Genomic DNA, 12319 nt, shown 5'->3' on the forward strand with positions numbered 1-12319 from the left:
AAGATCACCACCGTTCTCGGCGCAGTTTTGATCTGCGGAGCGGGGCTGTTCGCCCTAAGATCTGCGAGGTGAAGCGCTGTGCCCTACAGGAGCCTCATATCTTCGTAGGTGGTCACGAAGGTCACTGATGTGTCCAGTTTTCCCTCCAGCTCATGGATGGAGGTCTCCTTCCAGCGCGCCCGGGTCTTCAGCCAGAAGATCGCTGCAGTGACGGCCTCCCGACCTTCACCGGTCGCTTTGCGGTAAAGGCTTTCGGCGACCCGTGCGTTGGCCTTGATGGCGCCGCTCTCGGGCTCATGGGCGTAGGTCGCCTTGAGGTCCTGCTCGTCTATGGCGAGCACGCAGGCGATGTCGGCCGTGCTAAGCCCGAAGCCGGCCAGTGCCTCCACCCTGGAGCTCAGTGGCCGGTTTTCCAGAGGAGCTTCGATATCGGCGCTCATTTGGCCGGTCCGCGTCCCAGAGCGTGACGGGATTGTTCGCTGGCGGCGTGCCGGCAGGAGTCTTGCCCAAGCTTGCAGGATCCGGAGCGCGCAGGATGATGCGGCGGATCTCATGCACCTGCTCGATCGGCTTGCCGTCCAGACCTGAGTGCTCGTTGACCGAGGTCTCCTTCCAGCGGCCGCGTGCCTTGAGCCAGAAGATGGCGGCGATGACCGCTTCACGACCTTCGCCCGTTGCCTTGCGGAAGAGGTTCTCCGTCACCTTGGCATTGGCCTTGGTGTGGCCAAAGGCAAGTTCGTGTTTATAGTGTTTGCGCAGCGTCTTGGCATCAATGCCGACCATGCCGGCAATGTCCGCCTCCGGAACGCCATAGCCTGCCAGCGCCTCTACCTGACGGCGATGAAAACCATCGGGCTGATGGCTGGGGCGGGCCATCTTAGCTCTCTCCGTTTCCGATGTGCTGCCTCGCCTTTGAGTTAGGCATGTCTTGCCCCGAAGGGTCCGTGTACACGGGGGATTTGGCGAAGCCGCGGGTCCGGGATAGCGAGCGCCACCTCCAGGACCTGCTCGCCGCCATTCCTGCCGCGATCTACACGACCGATCAGGCGGGCAAGATCACATATTTCAACGAAGCGGCGGTGCAGCTCGCCGGCCGAACGCCCGTTATCGGCAGTGACGAATGGTGCGTCACCTGGAAGCTCTACTGGCCGGATGGAACTCCGCTTCCCCACGACCAATGTCCGATGGCTATCTCACTTCGCGAAGGGCGACCCGTCCGAGGATATGAAGCAGTGGCCGAGCGACCAGACGGCACCCGGATTCCATTCATCCCTTATCCGACACCGATGCGAAATGCCGCCGGAAAGGTCATCGGCGGCATAAACATGCTAGTCGATGTGAGCGAGCGTAAGCAGGCGGAAACCCAGCAACGGATTCTGCTGGATGAGCTCAATCATCGTGTGAAGAACAACATGATGATGCTGAAGTCACTGCTATCGATGTCGGCAAGGAACAGTCACAGCTCAGAGGCTCGAGTTGTTCTGGACGAGGCCAGCAAACGGGTGGCGACCATGGCTGCCGCCCAGCGCGTTCTCTACGACACGCCCGACGCCCGCAACTTCGGTGCCCAGCCCTTCCTGAGTGCTGTTTGCGAGACTGCAAAACAGATGTTCCCCGCCGGGGTACATCTGATCTGCGAGGCAGATCCAATCCAACTGCCGAACGACATCGCTATGCCGTTAGCTCTCATTGTCAACGAGCTTTTGATCAACGCCGTAAAATACGGCTCGCAGGGTAAGGCACACGCAACGATCCGCGTCTCCCTGCGACAAGACGGTCAATGCAATAGACTGAAGGTCGAGGATGAAGGCCCAGGGTTCGACCTGAGTTCCGTCCGTCCGTCGTCCTCGGGCCTGCGGCTCGTCGAAGGCTTGGTGCGACAAATTGGTGGGGTATTCGACGTTCGCCGAGATCCGTGTCGGGGCACCGTGAGTTTTTCTCAGTCGCCCAAGGAGGTTGCCTTTGCGACCAAAGCATCGATGCCTGAATCGGGCCTGGCGGGCGACATCAAGCCATCATTCAAGCCGCAACTGGCTTTCTCCCGTGAAGGCACAAGCGGAGGACAGTCCGCATTAGCGGGTGATCATCCGATCTTGATTGTAGAGGACGATTTCCTGATCGCACTCGACATAGAAGCTGGCCTGAGCGCTGCGGGCTTTTCGGCGGCGGGGCCTGCCACCAGCGCCGATAAGGCTATAAGCAATGCGCTGGCGACCAAGCCGGCGCTTGTCCTCATGGATATCCGCTTGCTTGGAAAACGGGACGGGATCGATGCCGCCCTGGAGTTGTACCGCAACCTCGGCATACGATGCATCTTTACGACGGCGCACGGTGATCGGGACGTGAAGCTTAGAGCTGGACCGGCCAGGCCCCTTGGTTGGCTACAGAAGCCATATTCAATTCCCACGCTCATAGAAGCCATTCGAAATGCCTTCCAAGAATTGGAAAAGCAGGGCTGAACAACGCGGGTCCCACCTTCATGGGTGGCCCGGGCCCGCCGCCCCAAAGGTGCCAGTCAGCAGCACTCGTCATGTCGGCAATGGCCGGGGCTGCCGGCCAGATGTGAGCCGAAGAAATTAGCTTTGCCGTTGCCCGGAAGCAGATATTTCAGGCGACCATGCTGGGGCGAGCTGTTGATGATCCGGCTGGCTGGTTTCTGACGAGCGCCGAAAGCAGTTTGATCGCAAGTGCGTAGTAGGCAATAATGCGCTTCGACCATGCCGCGTCGGGCCGCCCGACGCGGCGCATCCGGTGTCCCAAAGGGGTGCCCCATGACGACGGCGACGGCTGATCAGGTCTTCCGGTTTGGTGGGTTTACGCTCGACCTGGCCATGGGAACGCTGCGCGGCGTTAAGGAGCCGCTGTTCCTGCGTCCGAAAGCTTACGCAGTGCTTTCGCATCTCGCCCGCAATATGGGGCGCGTCGTGCCGAAATCGGAATTGATGGATGTGGTGTGGCCCGGCGTTTACGTCACCGAGGATTCGCTTACCCAGTCGATCCGCGAAATCCGCAAGGTGCTGGGCGACGACATGGTGCGCACAGTCTCGAAACGCGGCTATATGCTTGCCGCGGAGGCGGAAGCCGCGCCCGAAATCAGCAGCCAGCCGATTATGGCCGTCGTGCGCTTCCGCAACGAGAGCGGCGATCCCGCCGACGAGGCGATGGTCGACGGTTTTGCCGAGGACCTCATCAATGGCGTGGCGCGCTTCGGCACCGTCACGGTTCTGGCGCGCAATTCGAGCTTCTCCTTCGCTTCCTTCGGCCGCACCGAGTGGCCCCAGATCCGCGCCCGCATCGGCGCCGACTACTTGGTCGAGGGATCGCTTCGCCGCCAGGGCGAACAGGTCTTGGTGGCCGTCAGTCTCGTCGATATCGCCACCGCGAGCCAGCTCTGGGGTGAACGCTACCAGTCGCAGGGCGCTGGCCTGTTCGCGATCGAGCGCGAGATCGTCGAGCAGATCGTCAGCCGCCTTGTCACGCGGGTCACCAACGCCGGCCTGGAGCAGGCTTCACGCAAGCCGGTGACCAGCCTCGCCGCCTATGAACTTCTGCTGCGCGGCTTCGCGCTGCTGCGCGATCCGGCCCAGACCGACCAGCGCGGCGCCGAGGCATTGTTCGAGGCAGCGATCGCCAAGGACCCGAATTACGGGCTGGCCTACTCCTATCTCGGCCTGGCGCGCTCGCTGGATGGGGAATTCGGACGCGCCAGCGACGCCGTTCTGGAAAAAGCGCGCGACCTTGCCGACAAGGGCCTGGCTCTGTCGCCCGACCAGCCGACCGGGCACCGCGTGCAGTCGTTGATCCGCCTTTATATGCGCGACCACGTGGCGGCCGAGCATCACATGCGCATCGCGCTGCAGCTCAACCCTTATGATGCCGACAGCATTGAGCAGATGGGCATGCTGCTCACCATGCGCGGCCGGCCGCTCGAAGCTCTGACGTGGCTGGCGCGCGGCATCCGGATCGATCCGCTGCATCCGCACTGGTACCAGTTCGACCGCGCGCTCGCGCTCTACATGATGGGGGAGTACCGCCAGGCGGCGGAAGCGTTGGAACTGGCAACGCGCCCGGCGCCATGGATCCGCACGAGGCTGGCGGCCTGCTATGCGCAGATGGGCGAAATGGAGAAGGCGCGGCGGCAGATCGCCCTCATCAAGGAGGGCGATCCTTTCTCACCGCTCGACTATGCGCTGCGCGGCGTGCCGTTCGAAAGCCGGGCCGACGCCGAGCATCTCGCCGAGGGCGTCAGCCTTGCCCTCGGCGAGGCTGCCCCCGAGGCGCCTCAATCGACAACGACCACGATGTAGCGGCCCTGATAGGCCCGGTAATAGGTGCCGCCGCAGCGCCAAACGTCGAAGCCGTTGACCTTGGTGCGGACGCAGCCAGCCGGCAGCATGGCAACCCAGGAGGTGGTGTGTCTCAGCACTCGCCGAGTGGTGGTGCGGCGCGCAACGCCCGCGGCGCTGCGTGGCGTCCAGGGCGCGCCGATGCGAGCTTCGGCCTGGCTGACCAGCGACAGCGCCGGCACGGCGCTCCCGATGATTTCGATAGCGGCAAGCGCGATTGCGAGCAACGCAGCCGCGAAGTGGAATTTCTTCACGGATTTCATGGGCATTGTCGTTTCTCCTGATTTTTGATCGAAGGTCAGTGGGAAGGAGGAAGCGGCAAGCCGGGTCGAATCCGTCATCGCCGCCAGGTGAGCAACCACGAACAGCCAGTGCGCCGCGGTTGTGACGTCGCCGACGACGAGCACGTCGGCGGCGACGAAGAACTGCCAGAACAGAAGATTTGCCGTTCCGAGCAGCATGTGAACGGCAGCCTGAACGGCGTGCCAGTTGCGGGAGTAAGCGATGCGCCAGAGCGTCACGCCGATGGATCAGGGCGAGTCCGTGCGCCTCGATGAAGCCGATGCCGGTCCCGGGCGCGTTGTTGATCAGCACAGCTTCAGCCCCGCGCCCAAAGAACGAGCAGGCAATGTCGTGGCCAGCCCGCCGGCCGAGGCAAGGATCAGGAAGCCAGCGTTGACGCGAACGAGAAGATTTCCAAAGAAGGGTTTCATGATCGTTCCTTTCCGCTTGGATGGTTAGGCGGCTTCCGCCGTGTCTGTTGGAGGATGCGCCGCTCAGGCTGCCAGCAGCTTGGACTTGGCGGCGGCCGCGATCGGCTCGGACACTGGAGTGGTCTCGGCCGGCGCCTTGATACCGAACCACGTGACGTAGAGCGTCGGCAGGAAGACCAGCGTCAGCACGGTCGCCACCGTCAGGCCGCCCATCACGGCATAGGCCATCGGTCCCCAGAACACGGTCGGCGCGATCGGGATCATGCCGAGGATGGCGGCCGCCGCCGTGAGCAGGATAGGCCTTAAGCGGTGTGTGGTGGCGCTGATCACCGCGGCCCATGGCTCCTCGCCGGCGGCGATGTGCTGGTCGATCTGCGCGATGAGGATCACCGAGTTGCGGATCACCATGCCGATCAGCGACATTACGCCGAGGATCGCGACGAAGCCCATCGGTGCCCCGGAGAGCAATAGCGCGCCGGCAACGCCGATGATCGCAAGCGGAGCGGTGAGCAGCACCAGCACTAGGCGCTGGAAGCTCATCAACTGCACCATCAGCACGGTCGCCATGATGAACAGCATCAGCGGGAAGACCACCAAGATGCTGGCCTGCGCCTTGGCGCTGTCCTCGATCACGCCGCCCTGCTCGACGCTGTAGCGCGCCGGCAGTTCCGCCTTGAAGGCGGCGATGGCGCTCTCCAGCCGCCACGACACGGAAGTCGCATTTTCGCCCGGCGCGACGTCGGCCTGCACCGTTACGGTCGGCAGGCGGCCTCGGCGCCAGATCAGCGGCGGCTCGGTCTGGTAGGTGAGCTTTGCCACCTGCTCGAGCGGCACCCGGCGTCCGCCCGAAGCGCTGATCGTCAGGCCGCGCAGCGTGTCGATGCTGGCGCGTTCGGAGTCCACCGCGCGGGCCACGATGTCGACGAGGTAGGTATTGTCGCGCATCTGCGTGATCTTCGAGCCGGACAGCACCGCGTTGATCGTCTCGGAGAGCTGCTGCGAGGAGATGCCCAGCGCGCGCGCCCGGTCCTGGTCGACATCGACCTTGATGACCTTGGCCGGCTCGTTCCAGTCGTAGTTGATGTTGCGCACGGAAGCGTCGCTGCCCAACACCTGCGCGAATCGCTGCGCCAGGCTGCGCGTCTTGTGCGGGTCCGGACCGCTGACGCGGAACTTCAGCGGCCAGCCGACCGGCGGGCCGAGCTCCAGCGGCGTGACGCGGGCCATGACGTCATCGAAGCCGGTCGACAGCTGCTTCTCCAGCCGGTCGATGACTGCCTGGCGCACGGCGTGGCCCTTGGTGACTACCACGGCTTGGGCGAAGAAGTCGTTGGCGAGTTGCGCGTCGAGCGGCAGGTAGAACCGCACCGCGCCCTGGCCCACATAGAAGCTCCAGTGGTCGATGTCCGGATCGGCGGCAAGCAGCTTCTCGACGCGCTCCACGACCGCGTCCGTCGCCTTGATCGAAGCAGCGCGCGGCAGGGTGAGATCGACCATGACCTCGGGCCGATCGGACTTCGGGAAGAACTCCTGGCCGACGAAGCCCATGGCTACGACCGAAAGCGCAAACAGCCCCGCGGTCACCGACAGCACCAGCCACTTCGCCCGCATCGCCATTTCGAGCAATGCCTGGAAGCCGCGAGCAATGCGCGACGGCCGATGGCTGCCATGGCCCTTGATTCGATCGGGCAAGAGCGCCACGCCGGTGAGCGGCGTGAACAGCACCGCCACCACCCAGGAGACGACCAGCGCGATGGCCACGACCGCAAACAGCGAGAAGCAGTATTCGCCGGCGCCGCTCTTGGCAAAGCCGACCGGCACGAAGCCGGCGATCGTCACCAGGGTGCCGGTGAGCATCGGGAAGGCGGTCGAAGTGTAGGCATAGGTGGCGGCCGAGATCTTGTCGTAGCCTTCCTCCATGCGCGAGATCATCATTTCGACCGCAATCATCGCATCATCGACCAGGAGGCCGAGCGCGATGATCAGCGCGCCGAGCGAGATGCGCTGCAGCGAGATGCCGAAATACTCCATGGTGACGAAGGTGATCGCCAGCACCAGCGGGATGGCGATAGCCACCACGACGCCGGGACGCCAGCCGAGCGCCAGCAGCGAGACGGCAAGCACGATGGCGATCGCCTCGCCAAGGCTCTTGGTGAACTCGCCGACGGATTCTTCCACCACATGCGACTGGTCCGCGACCAGGCCGAGGTCGGCGCCGAGCGGCAGTTCGGCTTCCATCTCATGCATCTTCTCCTTGACGTTCTCGCCCAGCGCCAGCGCGTCGCCGCCCGCGGTCATCGAGACGGCAATGCCGACCGACGGCTTGCCGTTGAAGCGGAACATCGGCTGCGGCGGGTCGGAATAGGCGCGCTTGACCTCGGCGACGTCGCCCAGCCGGAAATAATGGCCGTTGGCGTAGAAGTTGATCGCCTTCAGGCTTTCCTCGGAGGTGAAGCTGCCGGAGACGCGGATGGCGATCCGCTCCGGGCCGGCGTCGACCGTGCCGCTCGGCGTCAGAGCATTCTGCGCCTGCAGCGCCTGCGACAGCGTGCCGACATCGAGGCCGAGTGCTGCCACCTTCTGAGTCAAGAATTCGAGATAGATCTTCTCGTCCTGCTGGCCGATCAGGTCGACCTTGGCGACATCCTTCACCGTCAGCAATCCGGCGCGCAGGCTGGTTGCGAGATCCTTCAGCTCGCGATGGCTGAGGCTGTCGGAGGTGAGCGCGTAGATCAGCGAATAGGTGTCGCCGAACTCGTCATTGTAGAACGGCCCCTGCACGCCTGACGGCAGGGTCGGCTTGACGTCGTCGAGCTTCTTGCGCACCTGGTACCAGAGCGGCTGCACCTGGTCGGCGGCGACCGTGTCCTTGAGGTTGACGAAGACCACGGATTCGCCGGGCTTGGTGTAGCTCTTGACGTAGTCGAGATCGGGCAGCTCCTCGAGCTTCTTCTCGACGCGGTCGGTGATCTGCTCGACCGTGTCGCTGGTCGTGGCGCCCGGCCACATCGTCTTCACCACCATGGTCTTGATTGTGAAAGGCGGGTCCTCCTCGCGGCCGAGGCCGGTATAGGCGAACAAGCCGGCGAGCGCGGCCGCGATCATCAGATAGAAGACGAGGCTCTTGTGGCGCAGCGCCCATTCGGAAAGGTTGAAACTGGTCATGGTGCAAGTCCCTCTCAGTACGCGCAAGGGCGCGTTCCGCCGGCGGCTTGCCGGCAGGCGAAACAAGTGACGGTTGGGGTTCGGTCAGCGCCCACTGTGTGGCGGGCGCTGTGGCAATTCAGGCCAGGCTGTGCATGGTGCCCGGCACACGGTAGGGCGCGCGATCGGCCGTCCTCGGCCTTATTGCGAGGCCGGCGAGATAGCGCTGGAAGCTGGCTGCCTCCTGTACCGGCGAGGCGAGGGCGACATGGCCGTCCGGCCTCACCAGGTAGGCTGCGTCGCGCTGCAGGCCGGCTTTCGCGGCTGCGTCCGACCAGGCGAAGGCGTGGATCGGGATGCCGCTCGGCGCGAGCATCGCCCGGAAATCGCAGCTGAGCTCGCCATAGACATGGACCTGCCAGTCGAGTGTCCGCAGCGGCTCGAAATTGTCCCCGTCGGCACGGACGACGTAGGGCAGGCGGTCGCCGCCGCTGACCTTGCCCGCTATGCCCGCGCTGATCGGCCCGGCGCGATACTGGATCGCTGCCTGCGAGATCACGCCGAAGAAGGCGCGCGAGCCGAACGAGGTGTGCAGCGCGATGTTCAGGATCTTCGGCATCAGGTAGCGCCGGAACACACCCATGAGCCGAGAGCGGCTGGTGGCGATGCGGAATGCCTGGTCGGTGCTTTCGATCAGCTTGCGAGCAAAGGCGATACGTTCCGGCTCGTAGCTGTCGAGCAGGCGCGGATCGGCCCGGCGCTGTACTACCGCCGCGAGCTTCCAGGCGAGGTTCACCGCATCGCCCATCCCGGTGTTCATACCCTGGCCGCCGGCCGGGCTGTGGATGTGGCCGGCATCGCCTGCGAGGAACACGCGGCCGGCACGGAAACGTTCGGCGACGCGATGATGGACGCGGTAGGTCGAGAACCAGTTGACCTCGTGGACCTTGACGCCGGTGTCGCGTTCGATATCGGCGCGGATCCCCTCGAAGGTAATCGTCTCGTCGGCCTCATGCGCCTTCGGCACGATGCCGATCAGCCTGACAGAACCGGACTGCCGGACAGGCATGACGATCGCGAAGCCATAGGTGCTGATTGTCGTGTCCATGCCGTTGCGGGTGATGTCGCCGCTGCCCTTCACGTCGGCAACATAGAAAGACTGTTCGTAGGTGCCTCCGGGGAAGCCGATGTTCAGCCCGTGGCGCACGGCGCTGCGGGCGCCGTCGCAACCCGCGAGAAAGGCCGCGCTGACGGTTTCGGTCCGGCCATTCTTGCTCAGCGTGGCGATGACCGCTTCGCCCTTGTCCTGGAAAGCCACGAGCTCCGTGCCGCGCTCGACCTCCACGCCGGCGCGCTCCAGATGCGTGATCAGCAGGCGCTCATGGATGTCCTGCGGCAGCGCGAAGGCGAAGGAATAGGGGCTGATGCCGCGGCCGAAGTCGGACAGCGGCAGCTGAGCTGCGACGCCCGCCGGCGTATGCACGGTGAGCCGCTCGAGCCGGATGCCTTCGGCAAGGACATCCTCAACGATGCCGATCTGGCGGTGGAATTCCAGCGTGCGCGCCTGCACGGCAAGCGCCCGCGAGGTTTCACCGGGAGCTGCGGCCTTGTCGAAGATGCGCACCGGCACGCCCAGCCTGGTCAGCCAGAGCGCAAGCGTCAGGCCGGTCGGGCCGGCGCCGGCAATCAGGACCTTTGTCTTAGACATGGTCATTTTCCTTCTCCCTCAATGGTACGAACTTTCTCGTGTTCCCGCAGCCGGTTTACGCCGGCGGTGACGACGAGGTCGCCCTGGACAAGTCCCTCGCTGATCACTATGCGGTCGATCTCATAGCGAGCAACCGAGACCGGCTTGAGCTCCACCGCCGACGAGGCGGACACGACCCAAACGGCCGGCTTGCCGTCCTTGTCGAACAGCGCGCTGCCCGGCAGCACCATGACCGATGTGCCACCAATGTCAGCGCGGCCGGCGACGCTTGCGCCGAAGCGCATTTCGTCGGGCGCATTCTCGATAGCGACCTTCACCTGGAAAGTGCGGGTCGCTGCGTCCGCCATTGGCGCAATTTCACGGATGCTGCCGACAGCCGTGATCGCCGGATTGCTGAGCAGCGAGACGGTGACCTGCGGCAGCCGCTTGCCGTGGGGTGTGTTGGCGAAGGCAGCTTCCGCGATCGAGAACACCGCGTCGCGGCTCTGCGGATCGGCAACGCGCACCACCATTTGCCCGACATTGACGGACTGGCCGGCTTCGGCGCCGGTGGCAGTGACGATGCCGTCGAACTCCGCATGCAGTTCAGTGTAGCCGAGCTGGTCCCTGGCCATCTCGAAGGCGATGTTCGACGATTTCAGCTTGGCCTGTGCCGAGCGCAGATTCTTCAGCGTCGCGTCATAATTGGCGCGTGTCGTGAAACCCTTGACGAGCAGCGCGCCGATGCGGGCCTCGGCAGCGCTTGCCTCGACAATCACGGCCTGCGCCGCCGCGACATCGGCTTCGGCGCTGGCGAGCCGATTGCGATAATCCTGGTCTTCGATGCGGGCGAGCACCTCGCCCTTCTTCACCGTCGCGCCGATCTCGGCGACGCGTTCGACGAGCTTACCCGAGACGCGAAAACCGAGATCGCTTTCGAGCCGCGGGCGTATCTCGCCGATGGCGATGCGAGTATCGGCGTTGCGTGTCGGCGCGACCGCTACCGTCTTGACGAGCTTTGTCTCGGGGGCGGCGGTTTTCACGTTCGAGGCCTCGCTTCTGGCTCCATGCCAGACCATCGCGGCGCCACAGGCAAGGACGGCGATCGAGCCGGCGACAAGGCGGCGCCTCAGCAGGCGGTTGAGAAAAACTGTGGCAATCATTTTGTCTCCATGACCAAGGTTGCGGTCGCGCGGGGAGGATGCGGCAACCGGAAAAGCGTTGGCTGGCTGAGAGAATTTCGGGCGTTGCGGCCGGTCTTTCGCCAGCCCGATGTTCTTGCCGCTTTGGACCCAAAAAATCCCGATCGGTTTTTGAAAATTTTCTGATGTTTGCCTGAGAAGCGGTTCGCTTCACTAGCGACAGGTCGATGCCGCAGCCAAAGCTTTCGCGAGGAGATGTAATTAACCAAGCGACGGAGGTGTCGCCAGTTATTGACGCACGCAGAATTGTTTGCGGCGTTTTTTTAGATCCGGTTCGGTGCAAAGCGGTCGGCACTACGCTGTGTGAAAGGGTCGGCTTTCTAGCCCAATCATCTAGAAAGCGGGCACTCCGCTTGCGGTCCAAAATGCGACGTCTTTTCGGCTGAAAGTTTTTTAGATGCATTCGCCTAGTGAGAGTTCACGCAACCTGCTGGGGTTTGACACACTGCAAGTATCTGAAATTGTTCAGTAGATAGCTGAGAACCAAAACTGCGAGGTTGACAGCTTTGGAGAATATCCGCCGAGAGAACGAGTGCTCAGCGGAAATATGCGGGGATGTGGTTGTTAGCTTTTCTTCGCGAAGCCGCAGTTCTGCAGGATTGCTGCGCTCTCCTACGACCCAGAGAATGTTGGGGCAGGGTGGATTGGCGGAGGGAGTGGGATTCGAACCCACGGTGGGCTTGCACCCACGCCGGTTTTCAAGACCGGTGCCTTAAACCGCTCGGCCATCCCTCCAAGTAGTTGACTTTAAAGTGCTTTCTGCCTCGTTGCGGTTTGCTCAAAAGGCGGTTTGCTACGCACTTTGCAACTATATGGTCTTTCGACTTGCGCTTATAGCTACCTGCAACGCCGCGTCAACTTGCTCTGCCGCGTCAGCCTGCATGCCGGGCATGACATGGGAATACAGATCCAAGGTAATCCCGATGGTCGAGTGCCCAACCCGCAGATCCGCAAGGCTCAGGAAGCCGCTGCAGAGCGCCGTACGGCCATTGCCGACGGCTTCGCATCCAATGTCCTGCCCATTATCAGAGAAATTCAGGCAACGGGCGCATCCATGCGGAAAACGGCCGCCGCCCTCAATGCGCGGGGTATCCCGACGGCTCGCGGTGGCACATGGGCGGCAACGCAGATCAGCGATATTTTAAAGCGTGGCGTGGTCTGAAGTCGCAAGCCGGGTTCATGCGGAGAACATAGGGGAGGGCTTGCCGCGCGTGATCGGCACAGGAC

Annotated in this window: 10 protein-coding genes and 1 tRNA gene; 4 read left to right on the forward strand and 7 right to left on the reverse strand. The window is 63.4% G+C overall.

Annotation, left to right across the window (positions count from 1 at the left end):
- Positions 1 to 83: 83 nt before the first annotated feature.
- On the reverse strand, positions 84 to 389 hold the full coding sequence (locus tag AC0L18_RS31090) for a hypothetical protein (RefSeq protein ID WP_473495549.1): 306 nt from the start codon (positions 387 to 389) through the stop codon (positions 84 to 86).
- Positions 361 to 876 (reverse strand): hypothetical protein, encoded by a 516-nt coding sequence (locus AC0L18_RS31095; RefSeq protein WP_473495550.1) that lies wholly within the window; start codon positions 874 to 876, stop codon positions 361 to 363. Before AC0L18_RS31095 ends, AC0L18_RS31090 begins: the two co-directional genes overlap by 29 nt.
- Positions 877 to 944: 68 nt before the next feature.
- Here AC0L18_RS31095 and AC0L18_RS31100 point away from each other — a divergent pair, with 68 nt between their 5' ends.
- Both AC0L18_RS31100 and AC0L18_RS31105 read left to right on the forward strand, forming a co-directional pair.
- The gene (locus tag AC0L18_RS31100) at positions 945 to 2459 is read left to right on the forward strand and encodes a histidine kinase dimerization/phosphoacceptor domain -containing protein (RefSeq protein WP_473495551.1); all 1515 of its coding nucleotides are present in this window, start codon (positions 945 to 947) and stop codon (positions 2457 to 2459) included.
- 312 nt (positions 2460 to 2771) lie between these two features.
- Positions 2772 to 4307, forward strand: a complete 1536-nt coding sequence (locus tag AC0L18_RS31105) for a winged helix-turn-helix domain-containing tetratricopeptide repeat protein (protein WP_473495552.1) — start codon at positions 2772 to 2774, stop codon at positions 4305 to 4307.
- Here AC0L18_RS31105 and AC0L18_RS31110 read toward each other — a convergent pair.
- On the reverse strand, positions 4283 to 4867 hold the full coding sequence (locus tag AC0L18_RS31110; protein WP_473495553.1) for a hypothetical protein: 585 nt from the start codon (positions 4865 to 4867) through the stop codon (positions 4283 to 4285). The two genes, AC0L18_RS31105 and AC0L18_RS31110, sit on opposite strands and share 25 nt — an antisense overlap.
- Between AC0L18_RS31110 and AC0L18_RS31115 the strand changes: the two genes are divergently transcribed.
- Positions 4851 to 5087, forward strand: coding sequence for a hypothetical protein (locus AC0L18_RS31115; protein WP_473495554.1), 237 nt, complete (start codon positions 4851 to 4853; stop codon positions 5085 to 5087). The genes AC0L18_RS31110 and AC0L18_RS31115 overlap by 17 nt on opposite strands.
- A gap of 35 nt (positions 5088 to 5122) precedes the next feature.
- Here AC0L18_RS31115 and AC0L18_RS31120 read toward each other — a convergent pair whose 3' ends face one another.
- The 4 genes from AC0L18_RS31120 to AC0L18_RS31135 form a co-directional block, all read right to left on the reverse strand.
- Complete coding sequence (locus AC0L18_RS31120) at positions 5123 to 8224, reverse strand: efflux RND transporter permease subunit (RefSeq protein WP_473495555.1); 3102 nt, start codon at positions 8222 to 8224, stop codon at positions 5123 to 5125.
- A gap of 118 nt (positions 8225 to 8342) precedes the next feature.
- The gene (locus tag AC0L18_RS31125; RefSeq protein ID WP_473495556.1) at positions 8343 to 9911 is read right to left on the reverse strand and encodes an FAD-dependent monooxygenase; all 1569 of its coding nucleotides are present in this window, start codon (positions 9909 to 9911) and stop codon (positions 8343 to 8345) included.
- Between the two features lie 2 nt (positions 9912 to 9913).
- Positions 9914 to 11053: an efflux RND transporter periplasmic adaptor subunit gene (locus AC0L18_RS31130; protein ID WP_473495557.1), complete on the reverse strand. Its 1140-nt coding sequence runs from the start codon at positions 11051 to 11053 to the stop codon at positions 9914 to 9916.
- 684 nt (positions 11054 to 11737) lie between these two features.
- Positions 11738 to 11827, reverse strand: a tRNA-Ser gene (locus AC0L18_RS31135).
- 160 nt (positions 11828 to 11987) lie between these two features.
- Here AC0L18_RS31135 and AC0L18_RS31140 point away from each other — a divergent pair.
- Positions 11988 to 12254 (forward strand): recombinase family protein, encoded by a 267-nt coding sequence (locus tag AC0L18_RS31140; protein WP_473495558.1) that lies wholly within the window; start codon positions 11988 to 11990, stop codon positions 12252 to 12254.
- Positions 12255 to 12319: the final 65 nt, after the last annotated feature.

Source organism: Mesorhizobium sp. WSM4819 (genome assembly GCF_055811215.1).

What these genes read in the sequence shown, in the direction of transcription:
- AC0L18_RS31095 (WP_473495550.1), bottom strand. Translation starts at nt 876, where the DNA reads ATGGCCCGCCCCAGCCATCAGCCCGATGGTTTTCATCGCCGTCAGGTA.
- AC0L18_RS31105 (WP_473495552.1), top strand. Translation starts at nt 2,772, where the DNA reads ATGACGACGGCGACGGCTGATCAGGTCTTCCGGTTTGGTGGGTTTACG.
- AC0L18_RS31115 (WP_473495554.1), top strand. Translation starts at nt 4,851, where the DNA reads ATGCGCCAGAGCGTCACGCCGATGGATCAGGGCGAGTCCGTGCGCCTC.
- AC0L18_RS31120 (WP_473495555.1), bottom strand. Translation starts at nt 8,224, where the DNA reads ATGACCAGTTTCAACCTTTCCGAATGGGCGCTGCGCCACAAGAGCCTC.
- AC0L18_RS31125 (WP_473495556.1), bottom strand. Translation starts at nt 9,911, where the DNA reads ATGTCTAAGACAAAGGTCCTGATTGCCGGCGCCGGCCCGACCGGCCTG.
- AC0L18_RS31130 (WP_473495557.1), bottom strand. Translation starts at nt 11,053, where the DNA reads ATGATTGCCACAGTTTTTCTCAACCGCCTGCTGAGGCGCCGCCTTGTC.
- AC0L18_RS31140 (WP_473495558.1), top strand. Translation starts at nt 11,988, where the DNA reads ATGGGAATACAGATCCAAGGTAATCCCGATGGTCGAGTGCCCAACCCG.